The 22,010-nt window shown below is 70.3% G+C and carries 22 protein-coding genes and 1 tRNA gene; 18 read left to right on the top strand and 5 right to left on the bottom strand.

The genetic code is table 11. From position 1 onward, the window contains the following. Positions 1–17: 17 nt before the first annotated feature. Positions 18–1,421 (bottom strand): dihydrolipoyl dehydrogenase, encoded by a 1,404-nt coding sequence (gene lpdA, locus ACT3UL_RS04240; RefSeq protein WP_444576895.1) that lies wholly within the window; start codon positions 1,419–1,421, stop codon positions 18–20. A gap of 146 nt (positions 1,422–1,567) precedes the next feature. After that, entirely contained in the window at positions 1,568–3,040 is a 1,473-nt protein-coding gene (locus tag ACT3UL_RS04235; protein WP_193117109.1) for a leucyl aminopeptidase, read from the bottom strand. Between the two features lie 122 nt (positions 3,041–3,162). Between ACT3UL_RS04235 and ACT3UL_RS04230 the strand changes: the two genes are divergently transcribed. The 13 genes from ACT3UL_RS04230 to ACT3UL_RS04170 all read left to right on the top strand — a co-directional run bounded on the left by ACT3UL_RS04230 (position 3,163) and on the right by ACT3UL_RS04170 (position 14,954). Next, positions 3,163–3,525: a hypothetical protein gene (locus tag ACT3UL_RS04230; protein ID WP_193117110.1), complete on the top strand. Its 363-nt coding sequence runs from the start codon at positions 3,163–3,165 to the stop codon at positions 3,523–3,525. Then, on the top strand, positions 3,522–4,013 hold the full coding sequence (locus ACT3UL_RS04225) for a hypothetical protein (RefSeq protein ID WP_226849904.1): 492 nt from the start codon (positions 3,522–3,524) through the stop codon (positions 4,011–4,013). Before ACT3UL_RS04230 ends, ACT3UL_RS04225 begins: the two co-directional genes overlap by 4 nt. A gap of 17 nt (positions 4,014–4,030) precedes the next feature. Next, positions 4,031–5,161 carry a quinone-dependent dihydroorotate dehydrogenase gene (locus tag ACT3UL_RS04220; protein WP_443349775.1) on the top strand — a complete coding sequence of 377 codons (1,131 nt, stop codon included), beginning with the start codon at positions 4,031–4,033 and terminating at the stop codon, positions 5,159–5,161. Between the two features lie 44 nt (positions 5,162–5,205). After that, on the top strand, positions 5,206–6,579 hold the full coding sequence (locus ACT3UL_RS04215) for a replication-associated recombination protein A (RefSeq protein ID WP_444576894.1): 1,374 nt from the start codon (positions 5,206–5,208) through the stop codon (positions 6,577–6,579). A gap of 192 nt (positions 6,580–6,771) precedes the next feature. Next, positions 6,772–7,398 (top strand): 30S ribosomal protein S4, encoded by a 627-nt coding sequence (rpsD, locus tag ACT3UL_RS04210; protein WP_444576893.1) that lies wholly within the window; start codon positions 6,772–6,774, stop codon positions 7,396–7,398. Positions 7,399–7,531: 133 nt separating this feature from the next. After that, on the top strand, positions 7,532–10,240 hold the full coding sequence (alaS, locus tag ACT3UL_RS04205; RefSeq protein WP_444576892.1) for an alanine--tRNA ligase: 2,709 nt from the start codon (positions 7,532–7,534) through the stop codon (positions 10,238–10,240). Then, entirely contained in the window at positions 10,237–10,806 is a 570-nt protein-coding gene (gene ruvX / locus ACT3UL_RS04200; protein ID WP_444576891.1) for a Holliday junction resolvase RuvX, read from the top strand. The genes alaS and ruvX overlap by 4 nt, the downstream gene beginning before the upstream one ends. After that, the gene (gene mltG / locus ACT3UL_RS04195; RefSeq protein WP_444576890.1) at positions 10,803–11,984 is read left to right on the top strand and encodes an endolytic transglycosylase MltG; all 1,182 of its coding nucleotides are present in this window, start codon (positions 10,803–10,805) and stop codon (positions 11,982–11,984) included. Before ruvX ends, mltG begins: the two co-directional genes overlap by 4 nt. A gap of 2 nt (positions 11,985–11,986) precedes the next feature. Continuing rightward, positions 11,987–12,859 carry a shikimate dehydrogenase gene (locus ACT3UL_RS04190; protein ID WP_444576889.1) on the top strand — a complete coding sequence of 291 codons (873 nt, stop codon included), beginning with the start codon at positions 11,987–11,989 and terminating at the stop codon, positions 12,857–12,859. A gap of 103 nt (positions 12,860–12,962) precedes the next feature. Beyond that, positions 12,963–13,352 (top strand): hypothetical protein, encoded by a 390-nt coding sequence (locus ACT3UL_RS04185; protein WP_444576888.1) that lies wholly within the window; start codon positions 12,963–12,965, stop codon positions 13,350–13,352. A 92-nt stretch (positions 13,353–13,444) separates the two neighbouring features. Then, a tRNA-Leu gene (locus ACT3UL_RS04180) sits at positions 13,445–13,530 on the top strand. Between the two features lie 117 nt (positions 13,531–13,647). Then, positions 13,648–14,115, top strand: coding sequence for a tRNA (cytidine(34)-2'-O)-methyltransferase (locus ACT3UL_RS04175; protein WP_444576887.1), 468 nt, complete (start codon positions 13,648–13,650; stop codon positions 14,113–14,115). Further along, positions 14,112–14,954, top strand: coding sequence for an RNA methyltransferase (locus tag ACT3UL_RS04170; protein ID WP_444576886.1), 843 nt, complete (start codon positions 14,112–14,114; stop codon positions 14,952–14,954). The genes ACT3UL_RS04175 and ACT3UL_RS04170 overlap by 4 nt, the downstream gene beginning before the upstream one ends. Before the next feature lie 69 nt (positions 14,955–15,023). On the opposite strand, the gene ACT3UL_RS04165 is transcribed toward ACT3UL_RS04170, so the two are convergent. Both ACT3UL_RS04165 and ACT3UL_RS04160 read right to left on the bottom strand, forming a co-directional pair. Beyond that, positions 15,024–15,515 (bottom strand): hypothetical protein, encoded by a 492-nt coding sequence (locus tag ACT3UL_RS04165; RefSeq protein ID WP_444576885.1) that lies wholly within the window; start codon positions 15,513–15,515, stop codon positions 15,024–15,026. Between the two features lie 102 nt (positions 15,516–15,617). Beyond that, a complete protein-coding gene (locus ACT3UL_RS04160) occupies positions 15,618–15,914 on the bottom strand; it encodes a DUF5703 family protein (RefSeq protein WP_444576884.1) in 297 nt (98 codons plus the stop codon). A gap of 132 nt (positions 15,915–16,046) precedes the next feature. Here ACT3UL_RS04160 and ACT3UL_RS04155 point away from each other — a divergent pair, with 132 nt between their 5' ends. The 3 genes from ACT3UL_RS04155 (at position 16,047) to mshC (ending at position 18,753) form a co-directional block, all read left to right on the top strand. Further along, positions 16,047–16,403, top strand: coding sequence for a DNA primase (locus ACT3UL_RS04155; RefSeq protein ID WP_444576883.1), 357 nt, complete (start codon positions 16,047–16,049; stop codon positions 16,401–16,403). 141 nt (positions 16,404–16,544) lie between these two features. Continuing rightward, a complete protein-coding gene (locus ACT3UL_RS04150) occupies positions 16,545–17,417 on the top strand; it encodes an undecaprenyl-diphosphate phosphatase (protein ID WP_444576882.1) in 873 nt (290 codons plus the stop codon). A gap of 52 nt (positions 17,418–17,469) precedes the next feature. Further along, positions 17,470–18,753 carry a cysteine--1-D-myo-inosityl 2-amino-2-deoxy-alpha-D-glucopyranoside ligase gene (gene mshC, locus ACT3UL_RS04145; RefSeq protein ID WP_444576881.1) on the top strand — a complete coding sequence of 428 codons (1,284 nt, stop codon included), beginning with the start codon at positions 17,470–17,472 and terminating at the stop codon, positions 18,751–18,753. A gap of 68 nt (positions 18,754–18,821) precedes the next feature. On the opposite strand, the gene ACT3UL_RS04140 is transcribed toward mshC, so the two are convergent. Beyond that, positions 18,822–19,631: a PAC2 family protein gene (locus ACT3UL_RS04140; protein WP_443344189.1), complete on the bottom strand. Its 810-nt coding sequence runs from the start codon at positions 19,629–19,631 to the stop codon at positions 18,822–18,824. A gap of 108 nt (positions 19,632–19,739) precedes the next feature. On the opposite strand from ACT3UL_RS04140, the gene ACT3UL_RS04135 reads away from it, so the two are divergent. Then, positions 19,740–20,858 (top strand): site-2 protease family protein, encoded by a 1,119-nt coding sequence (locus ACT3UL_RS04135; protein ID WP_193117124.1) that lies wholly within the window; start codon positions 19,740–19,742, stop codon positions 20,856–20,858. Positions 20,859–20,910: 52 nt separating this feature from the next. Then, positions 20,911–21,990, top strand: a complete 1,080-nt coding sequence (locus ACT3UL_RS04130) for a tRNA (adenine-N1)-methyltransferase (protein WP_444576880.1) — start codon at positions 20,911–20,913, stop codon at positions 21,988–21,990. Positions 21,991–22,010: the final 20 nt, after the last annotated feature.

The following is a 22,010-nucleotide window of genomic DNA, read 5'->3' as shown; positions in this document are numbered from 1 at the left end:
ATTCTCCTCTGGGGGACTCAGGCGTGTGCGTGCAGCGGCTTGCCGGCGAGGGCGAGGGCGGCCTCGCCCATGGCCTCGTGCTGCGAGGGGTGGCCGTGGATCAGCGAGGCGACATCCTCGGGGTAGGCCTCCCAGTTCACCATCAGCAGCGCCTCGCCCATGAGCTCGGAGGTGCGGGCCCCGATCATGTGCACGCCGATGATGGGCCCGTCCTTCTCGCGGATGAGCTTGATGAAGCCGGTGGTGCCGAGGATCTGCGACTTGCCGTTGCCGCCGAGGTTGTACTCGTAGGACTCGACGCCCTCCTCGCCGAACTGCTCCTTGGCCTGCTTCTCGCTGAGGCCGACGGAACCGACCTCCGGCTCGCAGTAGGTGATGCGCTCGATGCCGGACTCGACGATCGGGGCGGGATTCTGGCCGGCGATGCGCTCGGCGGCGAAGATGCCCTGCGCGAAGCCGCGGTGGGCCAGCTGCAGGCCGGGGACGATGTCGCCGACGGCGTAGATGCCGGGGACGTTGGTCTCCAGGGTCTCCTTGTTCGCGAGCACGAAACCGCGATCCATCTCGATGCCCTGGTCCTCGTAGCCGAGGCCCGAGGTGTTCGGGCCGCGACCGACGGCGACCAGCAGGTAGTCGCCCTCGAGGACCTTGCCGTCGGCGAGGGTGACCGTCACGCCGCTGTCGTTCTGCTCGGCCTTCTCGGTGAAGACACCGAGCGAGTAGGCGATGCCGCGCTTCTTGAACGCGCGCTCGAGCGCCTTGGAGATCGACTCGTCCTCGTTGGCGACCAGGTGGGGGAGGCCCTCGACAATGGTCACCGACTCCGCCCCGAGGGACTTCCAGATCGAGGCGAACTCGACGCCGATGACGCCGCCGCCCAGGATGATCGGGTTCTTCGGGACCTCGGGCAGCTGCAGAGCCGTCTCGGAGTCCAGGAAGCGACCACCCAGGTCGATGCCGGGGATCGACTTCGAGAAGGACCCGGAGGCCAGGATGATGTTCTTGGCGGTGAGCTCGCGCGTCCCGCCGTCCGTCTCGACCGAGACCGTCTTCGGCCCGCTGAGGCGGCCGAAGCCCTCGACGTACTCGACCTTCGAGGACTTCACGAGTCCCTGCAGTCCCTTGTAGAGGCGCGAGACGATCTTGTCCTTGAAGCCGAGGACCTTCTCGGCATCGATGGAGTTCAAGGTGAGGTCCAGGCCGACGGCCTTGGCCTCGGACGGGGCGTCGGCGAGCTCGCCGACGTGCAGCATGGCCTTCGTCGGGACGCAGCCTCGGTGCAGGCAGGTGCCGCCGAGCTTGTCCTTCTCCACGAGGGCGATCTTCTGGCCGAGCTGGGCTCCGCGCAGCGCGGCCGCATAGCCGCCGCTGCCACCGCCCAGGATCACGACGTCGAACTGGTCAGTGGATGTGTCAGCCACCTGTGTGCTCCTCGGTGTGTACGTTTCTCCGCAGCACGCGCTGACCCTGATGGCCGACGGCGCCGCCTGCGTGTCCCATGCTAGGCCACGAGGCGGCGCCGACAGGCCCGCTCCACGGGATGTTCCATGCCGTGGCGCGGCGAGGATCACTCGCCGGAGGCCGCCGCGCGGTCCTCGAGCACCTGCAGGACCGTGCGCACGCTCATACCGGTCGCACCCTTGCCCATGTACCCCAGGGGGGCGGAGGCGAAGCCGGGGCCCGCGATGTCCAGGTGGGCCCACTCGGTCTCGCCCACGAACTCCTGCAGGAAGACGCCCGCGGAGAGCGCTCCGCCGGGACGGTCCCCGATGTTCCGGAGGTCCGCGACGCGGCCGGTGAGATCAGCGCGCAGCTCCGCCGGGAAGGGCAGCGGCCAGAAGGGCTCTCCGGTGGTGCCGGAGGCCGTCATGACCACGTCGCGTCCGAGCTCGGTGCCCATCACCGCGGCGGTGCGCTTGCCCAGCGCCACCACGGCGGCGCCGGTCAGCGTCGCCACGTCCATCACCAGATCCGGCTTCTCAGCCACGGCGTCGACCAGGGCGTCGGCCATGACCATACGTCCCTCGGCGTCGGTGTTGAGCACCTCGACCGTCTTCCCGTTACGCATGGTGACCACGTCACCGGGGCGCTGGGCACCGCCACCGGGCATGTTCTCGGCGATCGCGAGATAGGTGGTGACCTTGACGTCGAGGCCGAGCCTGGCGGCGCCGATGGTCGCGCCGAGCACGGTGGCCGCGCCGGTCATGTCAGAGGTCATGTCGTCCATGCCGGCGGCAGGCTTCAGCGAGATGCCGCCGGTGTCGAAGGTGATGCCCTTGCCGACCAGGGCGACGGAGCTGCGGGCGCTCTGGGGGGCGTAGTCGACGCGCACCAGACGCGGCGGACGGGTCGACCCCTGGCCCACACCCACGATGCCGCCGTAGCCGCCGTCGGCGAGCTGCTTCTCGTCGAGCACGGTGACGGTGAGGGGCAGGCCCTCCACGAGCTCCTGGGTGCGGCGCGCGAACTCCTCGGGGTAGAGCAGGTTCGGCGGGGTGTTGACCAGGTCGCGGGTGAGATCGACGATCTCGGAGAGCACGGTGGCGCGCTCGGCGGCGCCCGCTGCCGACTCCTCGGAGCTCAGGGCGGTGACCGCCGTGAGGGCGCCCTTGGGGGCCGGGCCACCGGTGGCGGTCTTGTGTGCGACGAAGGCGTAGGCCCCCAGGGCTGCGCCCTCGAGGGCGGCGGCAAGCTGGTCGGCGGTGCCGCCGGGCAGGGCGATCGCGGCGGAGCCGACGCCGGCCAGAGCTCGGGTCGCCGCGCCGAAGGCGAGACGGAGGTCCTCGGCGGAGGTCGCGGCGAGATCCTCCTCACCGAGACCGACCAGCAGCATGGAGCCGGCTCCGGTCAGTCCGAAGGCAGGGATGCGGTGCACGTCGCCGCGGGCGGCGGAGGGGTCGAGACCGGCGATGGCCTCGGTGATCTCGGGTGCGCCGGGCACGCTCGAGGGGGCGTCGCCCGCTCCGCGGAGGAGGGGCAGGATGAGGACGTCGGCCTCGACGTCGCGCAGGGATGTATCGGTCACTGAAATGGTGGGCATGGTTCTATCGTAGAGGCGGCCCGGACCGGATGTCCGCGCCCCACGGAGCCACGTCGGATCGTCGACGACGGTGCCGTGCGCGCTCACGCGAGCGAGAACACAGGAACAGGACGGGCGGGTCGATGCTGGCACTGAGCATCCTGGTGTCGGTGGTGTGCTCCCTGACGGCACTGCTGGGGATCTACTACGCCGTGCGGGACCTCAGCGCGGATCTGGTCCTCCTCGGTGCCTGCGCACTGGTGGCCCTGGTCTGGGCGATCTTCGGGATCACGCTCGGCCTGCGGGACCTGGGCGGTGGACATCCCGAGGATCGGATCACCCTGTACGGCTATCTCCTCACCGGCTTCGCCATGGTGCTCGGCGGCGGCTGGGTCTCGCTGTGGGAGCGCAGCCGCTGGGGGAGCCTCGTCATCGCCGTCGTCTCGCTCGTGGCCATGGTGCTGCTGATGCGGCTCCATCAGATCTGGCCGGGAGGCTTCGCATGACCGACAGGGACACCCGCAGGGACACCGACCTCGGGACGACAGTCGCCGGCAGCAGCTCGCAGGGCTCCCGCAGCCCCCGCAGCGGGAGCCGTGGATTCGAAGCGGTGCTGATCATCCTCTATGCGCTCTTCGCCACCGCGGCGACGGCCCGCAGCGTGGTCCAGATGCTCCGGGACTTCTCCTTCGCCCCGGTCGCCTATCTGCTGTCCCTGGCCGCCGCGCTCACCTACATCGCCGTGAGCATCGCCCTGGTCAGGGGCGGGAGGCGCTCGCGCATCGCCCTGGTCCTGTGCCTGGTCGAACTCGTGGGCGTGCTGGGCGTGGGCACGCTGAGCCTGCTGGACCCGGCCCTGTTCCCGGACGCCTCCGTCTGGTCGGTGTTCGGCGAGGGCTACGGGTACGTGCCTCTGCTGCTGCCCGTCATCGCCCTGGTCTACCTCCTCCGCGGACGGCACCGCGCGCCGCAGACGGCGGACGACGCCCGCTGACCGCGTACGGTATCCCCGTGACCACGAACGACACCTTGCACGAGAGCACGCACGCCACCACGCGGCGCGGGCCGTACGCGGCCCTTTTCCAGCATGTCCTCAGCCGGCTCGACGCCGAGCAGGCCCACCGTCTCACCGTGAGGTCCCTGCGGCTGGCCCATTCCCTGCCCGGCGGTCCCGCAGCCCTGCGCACGCTCTTCAGGACGCCCGACCCGATGCGGGATCCGCGGCCCGCCCGGCGCGTGCTGGGCGTCGAGCACCGCAGTCCCCTGGGGCTGGCGGCCGGCTTCGACAAGGACGGCGAGATCCCGCTGGCACTGCTGGACATGGGCTTCGGCCACGTCGAGGTGGGCACCGTGACCGCGAAGGCGCAGCCGGGGAACCCGGCCCCGCGCTCCTTCCGGTTGATCCCGGATCGCGCCCTGATCAACCGCATGGGCTTCAACAACCATGGCGCCGGGGCGCTGGCGAAGTCACTCGCCGTCGCGCGCCGCACCGAGCGGGGACAGCGCGCCGTGATCGGCGTGAACATCGGCAAGTCCAAGGTGACGGCCCTCGAGGACGCCGCCGAGGACTACCGCTTCTCGGCCCGCATCCTGGCCCCCTATGCCAGCTATCTGGCGATCAACGTCTCCAGCCCGAACACGCCGGGACTGCGCGACCTGCAGACCGTCGACATGCTCCGACCCATCCTGGAGGCCGTGCTCGACGAGGCCCGCCAGGCGGAGCGCCGTCTGGGTCGCGATCTGCCCGTCCTGGTGAAGATCGCGCCCGACCTGCACGACGACGACGTGCGTGCCGCCGCCGAGCTCGCGACCGAGGTGGGGCTCGCCGGAGTGATCGCCACCAACACGACCATCGCACGGCCGGAGTCGCTGCGGACCGAGCGTGCCCGCATCGAGGCGATCGGCGCGGGGGGACTCTCCGGGCCGATGCTCGGCGATCGCTCGCTCGAGGTGCTCCGGCTCCTGCGCGGGACCCTGCCCGCCGAGTCGGTGATCATCAGCTGCGGGGGAGTCACCACGTCAGCGGACGTCCGCACCCGCCTCGAGGCCGGCGCCGATCTCGTGCAGGGCTACACGGCGATGATCTACGAGGGTCCGTCCTGGCCCGGCCGGATGGCACGTGAGCTCGGCCCCCTCTCATGACGCGGTGCGTCCGGACCGTCGGCGGCTCGGCCTAGGCTGGGACCATGGACGAGGATCTCTTCTCGCTCGGCGGAGACGCGCCGGCGCCGCGCACGCTCTCTGATCGCAACGTCGATCATCGGGCGCCCCTGGCCGTCCGCATGCGCCCGCGCTCCCTCGAGGAGATCGTCGGGCAGAAGTCCGCGCTCGAGCCCGGCAGCCCGTTGCGCCGACTGGTCGCGGCGGACGACTCCCGGACCTCCCCGAGCTCGGTGATCCTCTGGGGTCCCCCCGGCACCGGCAAGACGACGCTCGCCTATGTGGTGGCGCAGTCCGGGGACCGCGAGTTCGTCGAGGTCTCCGCGGTGCTCGCCGGGGTCAAGGACATCCGTGAGGTCGTCGACCAGGCTCGCTCCCGGCTCCGCACCGTCGGCCGCGAGACGGTCCTGTTCGTCGACGAGGTGCACCGCTTCTCCAAGTCCCAGCAGGACGCCCTGCTGCCCAGCGTCGAGAACCGCTGGGTGACCCTGATCGCCGCGACCACCGAGAACCCGTACTTCTCCGTGATCTCGCCGCTGCTCTCCCGCTCGATCGTGCTGACCCTGGAGTCCCTCGAGCGGACGGACCTCGACACCCTGGTGGACCGGGCGCTGGCGGATGACCGCGGGCTCGGCGGGGCCGTCACCCTGACCGACGATGCCCGCGAGGCCCTGCTGAGGCTGGGAGGAGGGGACGCCCGCAAGATCCTCACCTCTCTCGAGGCCGCTGCGGCCGCCGCCCTCATGAAGGAGTCGCGCGAGATCGATGCGGGCACTCTCGCCCAGGCCGTGAACAGGGCCGCCCTGCGCTACGACCGCGCCGGGGACCAGCACTACGACGTCACCAGCGCCTTCATCAAGTCCATGCGCGGCAGCGATGTGGACGCCTCCCTGCACTACCTCGCCCAGATGATCGAGTCGGGGGAGGACCCCCGGTTCATCGCCCGCCGTGTGGTGATCGCGGCCGGCGAGGAGGTGGGCATGGCCGATCCGACCGCGCTGCAGGTCGCGGTCGCCGCTATGCAGGCGGTGCAGATGCTCGGCATGCCGGAGGGCCGGATCCCGCTCGCGCAGGCCGTCGTGCACATCGCGACGGCCCCGAAGTCCAACGCCTCCTACCGGGCCCTGGACGCCGCGATCGCCGATGTGCGCGCGGGGAAGGGCAGCGGGGTTCCCGCCCATCTTCGCGATGCCCACTACGCCGGCGCGAAGAAGCTCGGCCACGGGACCGAGTACCGCTACGCGCATGACGCGCCGCACGGCGTGGTGGCGCAGCAGTATGCGCCGGACGATCTCGTGGGGATGGACTACTACCACCCCACGGGGCACGGCAACGAAGCCCAGACCAGCCGACGGGTCGAAGCGCTGCGACGGATCCTGCGCTCTGCCGAGGGCTCCTGATCGGGCTCGTCGGACGAGGCGGAGCGCCCCTGCGTGAGCCGCTCTGGCGGCCGCTCTGTGGGCCACTCCACAGGAACTCGAGGTCACACCGACGGGTCAGGTCGTTGAGTCGATGCTCGACCTGCGGTAATCTTGGGCGTTGAATCCGCGGCTGCATGACTGGATTCACCACACGAACAAGAGGTATACCTCGTGACCAACGTCACCCGTGCGCGCCGCCAGGCGCGCCTCTCCCGAGCTCTCGGGCTCCCGCTGACCCCGAAGTCGGTCAAGTACTTCGAGAAGCGCCCGTACCCCCCGGGCGAGCACGGCCGTGCTCGCCGTCGGACCGAGTCCGACTACGCCGTGCGCCTGAAGGAGAAGCAGCGCCTGCGTGCTCAGTACGGCATCCGCGAGAAGCAGATGCACCGCGTCTACCTGGACGCCAAGAAGGAGCCGGGTCTGACCGGTGAGAGCATGGTCGAGCTGCTGGAGATGCGTCTCGACGCTCTCGTGCTGCGCTCCGGCTTCGCCCGCACCACGCTGCAGGCTCGTCAGGCCGTCGTGCACCGCCACGTCCTGGTCGACGGCAAGATCGTGGACCGTCCCTCCTTCCGCGTGAAGCCGGGCCAGACCATCCAGATCAAGCCCAAGAGCCAGGCCATGGAGTCGTTCCAGATCGCTGCCGAAGGCGGCAACTCGGACGTTCTCGCCTCGGTCCCCTCGTACCTCTCCGTCGAGCTCCCCGAGCTCAAGTCGCAGCTCGTCGCACGCCCCAAGCGTGCCGAGGTCCCTGTGACCTGCGAGGTCCAGATGGTCGTCGAGTACTACGCGCGCTGACCTCTCCTCACTGCGGCGCGAAGGCCCCGGCGGGTGTACTCCGGTACCCTGACCGGGGCCTTCGCGTCCGTTCAGCTCGTCGGGCGCCTCTGCGCGCCCTCCCCAGGTTTCCCCGGAAGGACCTCACCAGACCATGCGCACATCCGAGATCCATCGTCGCTGGCTCGACTTCTTCGCGAAGAAGCAGCACGAGTTCGTCCCCAGCGCCTCGTTGGTGTCGTCCGATCCGTCGATCCTCTTCACGATCGCCGGCATGGTCCCCTTCATCCCGTACATCGTGGGCACCGAGAAGGCCCCGTACTCGCGCGCGGTGAGCGTGCAGAAGTGCATCCGCACCAATGACATCGAGAACGTCGGCCGCACCACGCGCCACGGCACGTTCTTCCAGATGGCCGGGAACTTCTCCTTCGGCGACTACTTCAAGAAGGGCGCCATCGACTTCTCCTGGGAGCTGCTGACCACCCCGCAGGACGACGGGGGCTTCGGTTTCGATCCCGAGTCCCTCTGGTTCACGCTGTGGGAGAAGGACGAGGAGTCCTACCAGCACGTCACCGAGGTCATCGGTCTGGACCCCTCCCGGGTCGTGCAGCTGCCGTGGGAGGAGAGCTGCTGGGACACCGGTCAGCCCGGTCCCGCGGGGTCGACCGGCGAGTGGCACGTGGACCGTGGCCCCGAGTACGGTCCCGACGCCCCGAGCGGCCGTGTGCCCGAATGGCCCGGGAGCCCGGACGCCGAGGACCGGTACATCGAGATCTGGAACCTGGTGTTCGACCAGTTCCTGCGCGGCCCGGGCACGGGCAAGGACTACCCCCTGCTCGGCGAGCTCGACCAGCGGTCGATCGATACGGGTCTGGGCGTCGAGCGTGTGGCCTATCTGCTGCAGGGCAAGCAGAACATGTACGAGATCGACCAGGTCTTCCCGGTGATCGAGAAGGCCCAGGAGCTCTCCGGTCGGGTCTACGGCGCCGACGAGGAGGACAGTGTGCGCCTGCGCATCGTGGGCGACCACGTGCGCAGCGCGCTGATGCTCGTGTCCGACGGCGTGCGCCCGGGCAATGAGGGCCGCGGCTACGTGCTGCGCCGGATCATCCGCCGTGCTGTGCGCTCCATGCGTCTGCTCGGCTACGCGGACCCGTCGATGCCCCACCTGCTGCCGGTCTCCAAGGAGGCGATGGTCGAGTCCTACCCGGAGCTCGCCGCGGACTTCGGCCGGATCAGCGAGATCGTCTACGCCGAGGAGGAGGCCTTCCGCCGCACCCTCGTCACCGGGACGGCGATCTTCGACCAGTTCGCCGGCGCGGTGAAGAAGGAGGGCGGCCGCAGCCTGGCCGGCCCCGATGCCTTCCGCCTCCACGACACCTACGGCTTCCCGATCGACCTCACCCTCGAGATGGCGCAGGAAGTGGGCCTGACCGTCGACGAGGAGGGCTTCCGCACCGCGATGTCCGAGCAGCGCGAGCGTGCGCGGGCCGATGCCGCCTCCAAGAAGTCCGGACACACGGACACCGCGCTCTACAACCAGCTGCTGGGAGAGCGCGGCGAGGCCGTGCCCTTCGTCGGCTACACGGAGTCGACGCTCTCCACCACGGTCGAGTCCGTCCTGGTGGACGGTGCGCTGGTGGACTCGGTGCAGGCTCCGGCGGAGGTCGAGCTCGTGCTCGCCTCGACCCCGTTCTACGCGGAGATGGGCGGCCAGCTGGCCGACCAGGGACGCATCACCCTGGCCAGCGGCGGCATCGTCGAGGTCGACGACGTCCAGGCTCCGGTCAAGGGCCTTCCGGTCCACCGCGGACGGCTCGTCGAGGGCGAGGTGCACATCGGCGCCGGCGCGGTCGCCGCGATCGATGTGGCGCGTCGCGGCGCGATCGCCCGGGCGCACACCGCCACGCACATGGTCCATCAGTCCCTGCGCGAGGAGCTCGGCGACGGTGCCACCCAGGCGGGTTCGGAGAACTCGCCGGGACGCATGCGCTTCGACTTCCGCTATGGGCAGGGCGTGCCGCGCAGCGCGCTCGCGCAGATCGAGGGGCGCGTGAACACGCTCCTCCAGGACGAGCTCGCGGTCACCGACCAGCAGATGCCGATCGACGAGGCGCGGGCGCTCGGCGCCCAGGCGCTGTTCGGCGAGAAGTACGGCGACATCGTGCGCGTCGTCTCCATCGGCGGCGACTGGTCACGCGAGCTGTGCGGCGGCACCCATGTCGACTCCACCGGTGCGATCGGCACGGTTCAGCTCATGGGCGAGGCCTCCATCGGCAGCGGCGTGCGGCGGGTGGATGCCCTCGTGGGTCTGTCGGCCTACCGGTTCCAGGCGCAGGAGCATGCCCTGGTCTCCCAGCTCTCGGAGATGCTCAAGGTGGGCTCCTCCGCTGATCTTCCCGAGCGCGTGAAGACGATGACCCAGCGCATGAAGGACATGGAGAAGCAGCTCGCCGCCCTGCGCGGCCAGCAGCTGCAGGCCGAGGCCGGGAAGCTCGCCTCCAGCGCCACGGACGTCGGGGGAGCGCGACTCCTCGTGCACGACGCCGGTGAGGGGATCGCCGCCGGCGACCTGCGCACCCTGGCGCTCGACCTCCGCACGCGCCTGGGCGAGGACTCGCCCTCCGTCGTGGCCATCGCCGGGCACGAGGACGGCCGGGCCGCGCTCGTCATCACGACCAACGCTGCAGCGCGGGACCTGGGCCTCGCCGCTGGGGCCCTGCTGCGCACCGCCGCCGAGGCGATGGGCGGCCGCGGCGGCGGCAAGCCCGACATGGCGCAGGGCGGCGGCGGTGAACCCGCACGGATCCCCGACGCGCTCTCCGCCGTCCGCGACGCGGTCGCCGCGGCGCTCCCCGCATGATCGGGGCCGATGGCCGAGGCGCCGCTGACCGAGATGCCGCCGACCGGGACGAGGACCCGGGGCTTCCCCGAGGGGTGCGGCTCGGGGTCGACGTCGGCGACGTGCGCGTCGGGCTCGCCCGCAGCGACCTCGACGGGATGATCGCGACCCCGGTCGAGACCCTCGACCGGGAGAGCGCGACGCGCCGGGTCGTCGACGAGGCGGCAGAAGCGGACGCCCGTGTGATCATGGTGGGGCTCCCGCGTTCCCTGAACGGCACCGAGGGTCGTGCGGCCGAGAAGGCGCGAGCCTTCGTCGCCGAGCTCTCGGTGCTCCTCGAGGGCAGCGGTCGGGACGTCGAGATCCGCCTGCTCGACGAGCGGCTGACCACGGTCACCGCGCATCAGGCGCTGCATTCTGCGGGCCGGAAGGGGCGCAAGCACCGGAAGGTCGTGGACCAGGTCGCTGCCGTGATGATCCTCCAGCAGGCATTGGACATCGAACGGTCCACCGGGCGACGCGCCGGTGAGCTCGTCGAGTCAATCCCTGGTCGCACCCCATCAACCGATCAGGAGGACGACGGATGAGCGAGGACGAGAACTACTCGTTCGACGAGGTCGCCGAGCATCAGACCGCTGCCGCGGCCACGCACCGGGGTCGCCGTCGGGCGAAGACGCCCCAGCGGCCGAAGCGCGGGGGACTGCTGCGCGGAGTCCTTCCCGTGCTGCTCGTGCTCGTCGTCCTCGGGGGTCTCGGAATCGGCGGATTGCAGGGATACCGCTGGCTCACGTCGAACGTCACCGTCGAGCAGGAGGACCCGGAGTTCCCGGGTCCCGGCTCGGGCGAGGTGGTCGTCGAGATCGCCACCGGCGATACCGGCACGGACATCGCCTCGACACTCGTCGACAAGGGCGTCATCAAGACGTCCGGCCCGTTCATCACCCTCTTCTCGAACACGCCCGACGCCGGGAAGATCGAACCCGGGGTCTACCGGGTCAAGAAGCAGATGACCTCCCGCGATGCGCTCGACGCGCTCCTGGACCCGTCGAACCTCGCCGGGCACCGGGTGATCATCCCCGAGGGTCTGAACCTCTCCCAGATCTGGCCTCTCCTGTCCGAGGCCTCCGGGATCCCGGAGAAGGACTTCGCGAAGGCCGCCAAGGACTACACCAGCTACGGCATCCCGAAGAACTCGGCCGGGACGCTCGAGGGCTACCTCTGGCCGGGACGCTATGACATCCCCGAGGAGGCGACCGCCGAGGAGATCATCCAGATGATGTGGGACAGCATGGAGGAGCAGCTGACCTCCCGCGGCATCCCCGAGAAGTCCTGGCACGAGACGCTCACGATCGCCTCGCTCGCCGAGCTCGAGGTGCGCAAGGCCGACGACTACGGCAAGGTCGTCCGCACGATCCATAATCGGCTCGAGGGCACCGGCGAGGCGAAGGGCACCCCGATGCCCCTGCAGTTCGACTCCACCGTGCACTACGTCACCGGCAAGGCGGCCAGCGTGGGCACGACCTCCAAGGAACGCAGCAGCGACAGCCCGTTCAACACCTACGTCCACACCGGCCTCCCGCCGGGGCCGATCGGGGCACCGGGCGCCGGGTCGCTGGATGCGGCGGCGGATCCGCCCGCCGGCGACTGGCTGTACTTCGTGACGGTGAACACGGACACGGGCGAGACCAAGTTCGCCGCCACCTGGGCCGAGCACGAGGAGAACGTCAAGGAGTGGCAGGACTGGGCCGAGGCGAAGAAGGGCTGATCATGACCGGCAGGACGGCCTCGAGCGGCATCGGGCCACATTTCGGCGTGATCGGCTCACCGGTGCAGCATTCGCTCTCACCGGTGCTCCACCGCACCGCCTACGAGGTGCTCGGGCTCGACGGACCGACCTATGACCGCTTCGAGGTGCCTGCGGGCCGGCTCGCGTCCTTCCTCGTCGACGGACCCGGCCGAGAGCTGTCCGGGGCCAGCGTCACGATGCCCGGCAAGCCGGAGGCCTTCGCCCTCGCCACGGAGACCGACGCGACCTCCCGGGCGCTCGGCATCTCCAACACCCTGATCCGTCGCGAGGACGGGACCTGGCGCGCCGAGAACCATGACGTGCACGGGATCGTCGCGGCTCTGCGGGACCACGACGCCCGTGCGCCGCGCACCGGCGCGGTGCTCGGATCCGGCGCCACGGCGCTGAGCGCCGTCGCCGCTCTGCTCGAGCTGGGGGTCCACGAGATCCTGCTCAGCGCACGCACCCCGCACAAGCTCGCCCCGCTGGAGGCACTTGCCGGAGCGGAGCAGGTTCCCGTGCGCCAGGTGCCCTGGGCATCCAGTCATCTGCTGCTGGGTGCCGAGGTGGTCATCAGCGCGCTGGCGGTGGAGGGCGCGCACGCCGTCGCGACGGAGTGGACCGCACGATCGTCGCTGACCGCACCGACGCTGTTCCTGGACGTGCTCTACGATCCGTGGCCGGCGCCGCTGGCGGCTGTGGTGGCCGCCGTGGGCGGCGAGGTCGTCGACGGGTTGGAGATGCTCGCCCATCAGGCGGACCAGCAGGTCCGCTCGATGCTGGGGGTGCCGGCGGCTCCTGTCCCCGCGATGCTCGCCGCAGCTCGGAAAGAGCTGGCGGGCAGGAACTCCTGACTCCTCGGCGGAAAGCTTGTCCGGCAGAGTAAAGAAGTAGTAAAGTCGTCGGTGTCGGCCGGACCCTGTCGACATCGTCGGACGCAGCACGAGGACGTGACCCATGGACCTGGAGCGAGGAATCGTAGGCGGCACCGACGGTGTGCTCGGCCGTCCCGCGGAGTCCCCGGAGATGATCGGTCCAGATCTCACCACACCCCTCCTGCGGCGGTGCACGGCTCTTGCCGCGCGCGCCCGCGTGGATCTCCTCTCCGGAGGGCGTCACGATGCCTGCGACGAGCTCGAGCACCTCCTGGTGACGATCGACGCCTGGGACCGGTCGGGCATCGTGGACCCCGATCCGACGATGGTGGTGCTCGCCGCCGCAGCGCTGCAGGACCTCGGTGAGAGGCTTCCCGCGTCGGTCGCCTGCGCGCTGGGCATGCGGATCACGGTCGTGCTGGACCTGCTGCACACCCTGATGGATTCTCGGCGCATAGACGCCCTGGCGTGATTGTCTTCACGTTTCTGCTGGCAGGGCGCTTTTCGGTAGACGACCATCGCTGTCTGCGTGCTATATTTATGAGGTCGCTACGGCGGTCACCTGTCCGGGTGGCGGAATTGGTAGACGCGCTAGCTTGAGGTGCTAGTGCCCGTATTAGGGCGTAGGGGTTCAAGTCCCCTCTCGGACACGTACGAACCCCTCCTGTCGGTGAGAACCGACAGGAGGGGTTCTTCGTCGTCCCCACGCACCGCGGATCGACCGCGCCGCGGAGGGGACGATCCGCGGTGCGTGGGAAGATCAGTGCATGGTCCATGTCTTCCTCCACGAGCCCGCCATCGCCGGGAACACCGGCAATACGATCCGGCTGTCCGCCGTGACCGGGGCGCGCCTCCACCTCATCGAACCGCTCGGCTTCGACCTCGAGGACTCGAAGCTGCGACGCGCAGGCCTCGATTATCACGACCTCGCCGATGTCTCGATCCATCCCGATCTCGACCATGCGCTGGACGCCCTGCCCGAGTCCCGGGTCTTCGCGTTCACCGCGCGCACCGACGTCTCCTTCGAACAGATCGAGTACACCCGTGACGACGTGCTGCTCTTCGGCACCGAGCCCACCGGGCTGCCGCAGGAGGCGATGGACCATCCCCGCGTCACGGCGACGGTCCGCATCCCGATGCTGCCGGCGCGTCGGTCCTTGAACCTGTCCAACGCGGTCTCGATCGCGGTCTACGAAGCCTGGCGACAGCTCGGCTTCGACGGAGCCGGGGCATGAACCGCCCGGAGAACGCGCGCGGCAGCTCCCTGCCCACTCGGCTCGAGCGCCGCAATGCTCTGTTCCAGCAGTGGCAGGCCCTGCTGGGCAACCGCACGAAGCGGACTCGCAGCGGCGAGATGATCGTCCATGGGGTGCGCCCGATCAGCCAGGCGATCGCGCACGGTGCCGAGATCCGCGCCCTGCTCTCCGACGGGCGGGAGCGGCCCTCGCGCTGGGCGCTCGAGCTGCTGGAGGACCCACCGGCCCCGGTCGTGGTCCTCGCTCCCGAGCTGATGGCGGAGCTGGGGGAGCGCCAGGACGGCGCCCCCGAGCTGCTGGCCCTGGTCGGCATCCCCTCGGACGATCTCAGCCGGCTCGCCCCCTCGCCGACAGCGGTCGTGGTCGTCTTCGATCGACCGTCGGGCCCGGGGAACATCGGGTCGCTCGCCCGGACCGTGGATGCCCTCGGCGGGGAGGGCCTCGTGATCACGGGGCACAGCGCCGACCCCTGGGACCCGGCGGCGATCCGTGCGAGCACCGGGTCGATCTTCGCGGTGCCCGTGGTGCGACAGGCCTCTCATCGAGAAGTGCTCACCTGGGTCCAGGAGCAGCGCGAGCAGGGCGTGCCGTGGACGGTGGTCGGCCTGGACGAGGCCGGGGGCTTCGAGCTCGCGCAGACGGATCTGACCGGTCCGGTGCTGATCGTGGTGGGCAACGAGACGATCGGGATGAGCGCCGGGTGGCGTGAGGCCTGTGACGTGATCGCCGAGATCCCGATGGGCGGGAGCGCATCCTCCCTCAACGCGTCCGTCGCGGGGTCCATCGCCCTGTACGAGGCGCGGCGCCAACGACGCTGAGCTGCAGCGGGGCAGCGGGGCAGCGCGCAGGGGTGGAGGGGACGTGGCGGAGCGCGTCGAGGCGGAAGTTCACCCGCCGGCCCCGAGCGCCGCGCGGACCAACGGTGCCCCGAGCAGGCCCAGGAACGGGCCGGCCAGCAGGACCGGTCCGACGGCGAAGCGCACCCCGGGGCGCCTGGTCACGATCATCACCACCGCTCCGGCGAGGCCGCTGATCACCGCGATCCCCAGCAAGGAGGCGAGGAGGGCGTCTCCGCCGAGCGCCGCGCTCATGAGCACTACCACCGGCAACGTCTTCGCATCGCCCATGCCCAGCAGCGACGGGGCGAGCAGGGCGAGCAGGATCGCCCCGATGCCGAGCAGCAGCGCGAGCACAGCCGCTGTTCGCAGCGTGCTCCGCGCGGCGGGCATCAGCACGGCCTCGAGCAGCAGCGCCACGCTCACCGCGAGGGTCAGACCGCCCACCCAGGCGTTCGGCAGGCGGTGCTCCCGGACGTCGATCCAGGCGAGCACGAGCGCGGGCGGCAGGTAGACGCCGAGCAGCACGGCGAGAGTGATCACGGGAGCCTCAGCAGGGTTGCCACGGTGCCATTGGACCAGAGTCCGGGACATCGGCGCCGGGGCGGGCGCGTCGTTGTGGACGGAGCGCGGGCGTGTCCGCGCTCAGAGCATGGAGAAGTGGTCCAGGGTCGACTCGACGCGGAGGATCCGTCGTCGCAGCCACACCTTCTTGCCGCCGCCCAGGTACAGACGCGTCCGCGCGTGTTCCCAGCGGCCGTACTCGGCCTGCTCCGTGAGGACCGCGCGCACCTGGGACACCGAGCTGTCCCGCGGGACCGTGATGATCTGGAACTCGTAGTCCTCCGCACGGCGCCCGCGTTCGAGCGGGAGGTCCCGCAGACCTCGCGGATCACGCACGTGCTCGATGCGTGCAGCCAGGGGCTTGTGGAGTCCGGACAACGAGATCCTCCTGTGATCGATGACCTGCCGGGACGGGCGGGTCCAGGGTACGGCCGCCACGGGAGCGGAATCCGACCGGGGGCCTTCGGTTCCCTCTGTCCATTCTGCCGTCCGAAGGGGTACCGTCCAAGCATGAACACGGATCCTCGCTCCGCTCTTGCTGCGCTGATCGCTGCCCTCGAAAGACACTACGAGGCGGCCTCCGCCTCCCGCGGTGACGACGATCCTGCCCTGGACGCCGCCACCGAGCAGCTCACCACTGCCTTCGACGCGTACGACGATGCCCTTTTCGATGCGTACGACATCGCCACGCCCCTGATCGTCTTCGATGCCGACGATGAGGACGACGACGATGACGATGACTTCGACGATCTCGATGACCTCGACGAGTACGACGATGACGACGACGATGATGACGATGATGACGATGATGACGATGATGACGACGATGATCGGGACGACTACGGGGACTCCGGCACCGGGCGCTGACCTCGTACGCTGAACCTGCACGTCATCTTCACCACTGGCTCCCACGCGGCGCCGGGCTCGATGCCCGGCGCCGCGTAGTCTGTCCGGGGCCGATGAGCGCATCGGCCCGTCACGACCGCTTGCCGTCCCCGAGGAGTGTCCATGTCGTTCATCGAGGCGATCGTCCTGGGCCTGGTCCAGGGTCTGACCGAATTCGTGCCGATCTCCTCGAGCGCCCACGTGCGCGTGGTCGGCGAGCTGATGGCCCCGGGCGAGGACGCGGGCGCCGCCTTCACCGCGATCATCCAGCTCGGTACCGAGACCGCTGTCCTGATCTACTTCTGGAAGGACATCACGCGGATCATCGGCAAGTGGTTCAAGGCCCTTGCCGGCAAGGTTCCGCAGTCCGATCCGGACGTGCGGATGGGCTGGCTGGTGATCCTCGGGTCGATCCCGATCGGCGTCCTGGGTCTGCTGTTCGAGAGCCAGATCGACCATTCCCTGCGCAACCTGTACATCACCGCCACGATGCTGATCGTCTTCGGCATCCTGCTGGGGCTCGCGGACAGGATCGCTCCCCAGCGCAAGGAGCTGACGGACCTCACGCTCCGCGACGGCATCCTCTTCGGCCTGGCCCAGGCTCTCGCGCTGATCCCCGGGGTCTCCCGCTCCGGCGGGACCATCACCGCCGGCCTGCTGATGGGCTTCACCCGCCAGGCGGCCGCCCGGTACGCCTTCCTGCTCGCCGTCCCGGCCGTGTTCGCCTCCGGCCTGTACAAGGCGGCGAAGGAGGTGCCGGCGCTGCTGAGCGCCGATGGTCGCGCGGCCGCCGCGGCCGCCGGGGAACCCTCCTTGATGGCGATCATCGTGGCCACCGTGGTGGCCTTCGCCGTCGGCCTGGCGATGATCGCCTGGTTCATGCGCATCATCGAGAACCACTCGTACCTGATGTTCGTCGTCTACCGGGTGATCGCCGGCCTGCTGCTGCTGGGTCTGCTCTGGCTGGGTGGAGTGGACCCGCTCGGCGGCGCCTGAGACCCCTCCCACCCTCGTCATCCGTCCTGTTCCGGGACCGTATGATCGAACAGTGGAATCTTGGATCTCTCCGACGCTCTCGCCCCTTCCCGCTTCCGGTGTGCCGCTGAAGCTGCACGACACCCGGACAGGTCGAGTGGCCCCCCTGATGCCGATCACCCCGGGCCGCGCCCGTCTGTACGTGTGTGGCATCACCCCGTACGACGCGACCCACCTGGGACATGCGTCCACGTACCACGCAGCGGACCTGATGCGCCGGGCCCTGCGGGACACGGGGCTCGAGGTCGAGGTCGCGCAGAACATCACGGACGTCGACGACCCGCTGCTGGAACGGGCCGAGCGCGACGGTGTGGAGTGGCGGGAGCTCGCCGCCTCGCAGACCGCCCTGTTCGCCGAGGACATGGAGGCGCTGCGGGTCGTCGCCCCGGAGACCTACCTCTCGGTGAGCGAGTCGATGGAGGGCATCATCGCGACCGTGACCACCCTCCTGGAGCGCGGGCGCGCTTATCAGGTCTCCACTCCGGATGCCTCCGGAGACGACTGGTACCTCGACCTCGACATCGACGGTGCCCTCGGCGACGTCTCCGGCTGGAGCGAGCAGCAGATGCTCGCCGTCTTCGCCGAGCGCGGGGGAGACCCCGATCGTGAGGGCAAGCGCGGCCGCTTCGATCCGCTCGTGTGGCGCGCCGAGCGCGACGGCGAACCCGCCTGGGACGCCGGGGTGCTGGGCCGTGGCCGTCCCGGATGGCACGTCGAGTGCGTGTGCATCGCCGAGGGCGGGCTCGGCCTGCCCTTCGACATCCAGGCCGGCGGCAGCGATCTGATCTTCCCGCACCACGATCTCAGCGCAGCCCATGCGGTCGCCCTGGGTCGCGGCTTCGCGAACGTGTACACCCACAGTGGCATGGTCGCCCATGAGGGCGAGAAGATGAGCAAGTCATTGGGCAACCTGGTGTTCGTGCACCGCCTGGTCCGCGACGGCGTCGACCCGATGGTGATCCGCCTGGTGCTGATGGCGCACCACTACCGGGCCGACTGGGCATGGTCCGACGATTCTCTCGCCCTCGCCGCGAGCCGCCTGGAGAGCTACCGGCTCGCGGCGTCCCGCGGTGGCTATCATCCGCGGACCGTCGAGGCCCTGCGTGCCGCACTCCGCGAGGATCTGGACACTCCGACGGCGCTCACCGTGCTCGACGGGTGGGCCGCTTCCTCGGACACCGTCGCGACGGCTGAGACGGAGGCGGAGGTGGAGGTGGAGAGTCCGGAGGGCACGTCGGCCCCCGGTGACGTCCTGGCCGCGGCCGACGCGCTGTTCGGCCTCGACCTGCGCGGCTGAGCCGCCTCCAGCCGGCGCGGCTGAGTCGCCTCCGGCCGGCTCGGGCAGGTCCGGGCCGGCTCGCGGCCTCAGTCGGTCTCGCGCCGTCGGCGCAGGAACTGCTCGAACTCCTTGGCGATCGCCTCGCCGCTCGCCTCGGGGAGATCCGCGGCATCCTGGGCGCGCTCGAGGCGCCGCACGTAGTCGGCGACGTCCTCGTCCGTGCGGGCGAGCTCGTCGACGCCGCGCTCCCAGGCTTCGGACTCCTCGAGCAGGTCGTCGATCGGGATCGGCGCGCTGACCAGCGACTGCACTTCCCGGAGGAGACCGAGCACGGCCTTCGGGGAGGGGTTCTGGGAGACGTAGTGCGGGACCTGCACCCACACGTTCGACGTGCGCAGGCCCGCGCTCGCAGTACGCCGGGCGAGGATCGTCGGGACGCCGACGGGCCCCGAGTACAGCTCGGAGCCCGCGACCGGCTGGGCCGATCCCGGTTCGATCGAGGAGGAGACCGGCAGAGGGCGGCTGTGCGGGGAATCCGCCAGGAGCGCACCGAGCGAGATGACCGAGCTCACGTCCAGCAGCTGCATCTGCTCGAGCACCTCGTCGCAGAAGCGCTTCCAGTGCAGGGACGGCTCGGGACCCAGCACCGTCACGATCTCGGGGCCACGCGGCGGCTGCACGATCCGCAGCTCGGTGTCCGGCCAGTCGAGAACCCGCAGACCGTCCTCGTCCGTGCTGATCTCGGGTCGGTTGACCTGGAAGTCGATGTACTCCTCGGCATCGACCGCGCCGGCCGGCCGTGACGGCCACACCTCGAGCAGATGCTCGATCACCCCGCTGGCGGCTTCTCCCGCGTCGTTCCATCCGCTGAAAGCCGTGATGGCGATTCGACTCATCCCTCCATCATAGGCTCCATCGCGCTCTCCGAGCCGAGGCGCAGGACCACCGGATATCCTCGCTGTGCCCCGGGGATCCACCACCCCGGCCGGAGGAGTGTCCACCCCATGAAGAGCCCCACGCTGAGACTCGGCGCACTGCCGCCGATCCAGGTCAGCCCGGGCACGCTCGTCACCGTCGCGGTGTTCGCGCTGATGCTGTACCCGTCGTTCTCCGACGGCAGCGGCAGCTTCTCCGCGGCCGCTCTGCTGCCTGCCCTGGGCATCGCCCTGTTCCTCGTCCTGTCCGTGCTCGTCCACGAGGTGGGGCACGCCGTGAGCGCTCGAGCCTTCGGTGCGACGGTCGACCACATCGCCCTGACGCTGTGGGGCGGGCACACGCAGTACACGGGGCGGCCGATGTCCGCCGCGGCGTCGATCGTCATCTCGCTCTCGGGCCCGGTCAGCAACCTGGCCCTCGCCGCGCTCGCCACGGCCGCCGGGACGCTGACCGATGCGGGGACCACCGCGGACGTCTTCTGGTATCTCTGCTCCCGCCTCAATCTCGCCCTGGCACTGTTCAACCTGCTTCCCGGCCTGCCCATGGACGGCGGACGCGCCCTGGAGTCCCTGCTCGGCGGTGTGCTGCGCAATCCGCTGCTGGGTACGCGCGTGACCGCCTGGATCGGACGCGGCATCGCCGTGCTCGTCGTGCTCGTCCCGCTGCGGTGGATCCTGCAGAGCGAGGGAGCAGGCACTTTCCTGCTGCTCGCGCTGCTCTGGGCGATGCTGATCGCCGGCATGCTCTGGCAGGGCGCCTCCCGGGCGCTCGGTGCGGCGACGCTGCAAGCGCGCATCGACACGCTCGCCGCGCGCTCCCTCGCCCGCCCGCTGCGTCTCGTCGCGCCGCAGCAGATGCTCTCCGACCTCGGCCCCTCCTCGGAGCTCGACGCCCTCCTCGTCCTGGACCAGCGCACCGCCCGGCCGGGGGTCGTCGGTCACGTCCTGCGCGTCCAGCCCGCCGCCGCCGCTGCGGTGCCGGACGGCGAACGCTCCCGCACCCCGATCAGCGCCGTGGCCGGCCCGGTGGGGGAGATGGGGGCGCTGCGGGCGTCGCTCCGCGGCGACGAGCTGGTCTCCGCGATCCTCGCGCGACCGTTCCCCCTCTATCTCGTGCTGGAGGATTCGGGCCAGGCGCTGGGCGTGATCCTCAGCGACGAGGTCAACGCTCTCCTGCGCGGACGGTGACCCATACGACTCCTGGGCGCGGACGTCTCACACAGCGTCATATGCTGGACGCATGACTGATCAGCCGCAGCCGCCGCAGCAGAGCGCCGCCACCGACGAGGCTCCGGCCACCGCCCACCGAGACCTCGGACTCGGCCTGGATCGCACCGGCCCCTTCGCGGTCGGCGACAAGGTCCAGCTCGCGGACGTGAAGAACCGCCTGCACACGATCACCCTCAAGGAGGGCGGCGAGTTCCACACCCATCGCGGCGTGCTCAAGCACGACCTGCTGATCGGTGCCGAGGACGGCGTCGTGATCGAGGACGGCCGCGGCACGCGCTACCAGGCGCTGCGACCGCTGTACGCCGACTACATGCTCTCCATGCCGCGCGGCGCGGCGATCATCTACCCCAAGGACTCCGCTCAGATCCTCATGTGGGGGGACATCTTCCCCGGTGCCCGGGTGCTGGAGGCCGGCGTCGGCTCCGGCGGCCTGACCACCGCGCTGCTGCGCGCCGTCGGCCCCGAGGGCACCGTGCACTCGATCGAGCGCCGCGAGGACTTCGCCGAGGTGGCCCGTGAGAACGTCGAGACCTACTTCGGGGGGCCCCATCCCTCCTGGGACCTCTCGATCGGGGACTTCCAGGACCTCGCCCCGACGCTCTCACCCGGTGAGCCCCAGGTGGACCGCGTGGTGCTCGACATGCTCGCCCCGTGGGAGTGCGTCGAGTCAGCGGCCGAGGTGCTCGTCTCCGGCGGGGTGTACCTCGCCTACGTCGCCACCGTCACCCAGCTCTCGCGCACCGCCGAGGCGCTGCGCGACCATGGCGAGTTCACCGAGCCCTACGCCTGGGAGTCCTTCGTGCGGCCCTGGCACCTCGAGGGCCTCGCCGTGCGCCCCGAGCACCGGATGAACGCCCACACCGGGTTCCTGCTCACCGCCCGCCGCACCGCCCATGGCACGAAGGCCCTCACCCGGGTGACGCGACCCGCACCCGGCTCGCACCTCGAGGAGGAGCTCCAGGACCCCGCCAACGACGGCTTCGGCGGCTCGGACTCGCAGTGGGGCCCGAAGGACGTGGGGGAGCTGGGCGTCGCGCCCCGCAAGCTCAAGCGTGCGCTGCGGGACATCCGCCAGGGCCGGGACCGCTGAGCGGACCCGCCGCTGATCCG

The organism is Brachybacterium sp. 107, from assembly GCF_052379725.1.
Taxonomy (GTDB): domain Bacteria; phylum Actinomycetota; class Actinomycetes; order Actinomycetales; family Dermabacteraceae; genus Brachybacterium.
This window is presented reverse-complemented; position numbering and strand designations above follow the sequence as displayed.

What these genes read in the sequence shown, in the direction of transcription:
- ACT3UL_RS04235 (WP_193117109.1), bottom strand. Translation starts at nt 3,040, where the DNA reads ATGCCCACCATTTCAGTGACCGATACATCCCTGCGCGACGTCGAGGCC.
- ACT3UL_RS04230 (WP_193117110.1), top strand. Translation starts at nt 3,163, where the DNA reads ATGCTGGCACTGAGCATCCTGGTGTCGGTGGTGTGCTCCCTGACGGCA.
- ACT3UL_RS04225 (WP_226849904.1), top strand. Translation starts at nt 3,522, where the DNA reads ATGACCGACAGGGACACCCGCAGGGACACCGACCTCGGGACGACAGTC.
- ACT3UL_RS04215 (WP_444576894.1), top strand. Translation starts at nt 5,206, where the DNA reads ATGGACGAGGATCTCTTCTCGCTCGGCGGAGACGCGCCGGCGCCGCGC.
- alaS (WP_444576892.1), top strand. Translation starts at nt 7,532, where the DNA reads ATGCGCACATCCGAGATCCATCGTCGCTGGCTCGACTTCTTCGCGAAG.
- ruvX (WP_444576891.1), top strand. Translation starts at nt 10,237, where the DNA reads ATGATCGGGGCCGATGGCCGAGGCGCCGCTGACCGAGATGCCGCCGAC.
- mltG (WP_444576890.1), top strand. Translation starts at nt 10,803, where the DNA reads ATGAGCGAGGACGAGAACTACTCGTTCGACGAGGTCGCCGAGCATCAG.
- ACT3UL_RS04190 (WP_444576889.1), top strand. Translation starts at nt 11,987, where the DNA reads ATGACCGGCAGGACGGCCTCGAGCGGCATCGGGCCACATTTCGGCGTG.
- ACT3UL_RS04185 (WP_444576888.1), top strand. Translation starts at nt 12,963, where the DNA reads ATGGACCTGGAGCGAGGAATCGTAGGCGGCACCGACGGTGTGCTCGGC.
- ACT3UL_RS04175 (WP_444576887.1), top strand. Translation starts at nt 13,648, where the DNA reads ATGGTCCATGTCTTCCTCCACGAGCCCGCCATCGCCGGGAACACCGGC.
- ACT3UL_RS04170 (WP_444576886.1), top strand. Translation starts at nt 14,112, where the DNA reads ATGAACCGCCCGGAGAACGCGCGCGGCAGCTCCCTGCCCACTCGGCTC.
- ACT3UL_RS04155 (WP_444576883.1), top strand. Translation starts at nt 16,047, where the DNA reads ATGAACACGGATCCTCGCTCCGCTCTTGCTGCGCTGATCGCTGCCCTC.
- ACT3UL_RS04150 (WP_444576882.1), top strand. Translation starts at nt 16,545, where the DNA reads ATGTCGTTCATCGAGGCGATCGTCCTGGGCCTGGTCCAGGGTCTGACC.
- ACT3UL_RS04140 (WP_443344189.1), bottom strand. Translation starts at nt 19,631, where the DNA reads ATGAGTCGAATCGCCATCACGGCTTTCAGCGGATGGAACGACGCGGGA.
- ACT3UL_RS04135 (WP_193117124.1), top strand. Translation starts at nt 19,740, where the DNA reads ATGAAGAGCCCCACGCTGAGACTCGGCGCACTGCCGCCGATCCAGGTC.
- ACT3UL_RS04130 (WP_444576880.1), top strand. Translation starts at nt 20,911, where the DNA reads ATGACTGATCAGCCGCAGCCGCCGCAGCAGAGCGCCGCCACCGACGAG.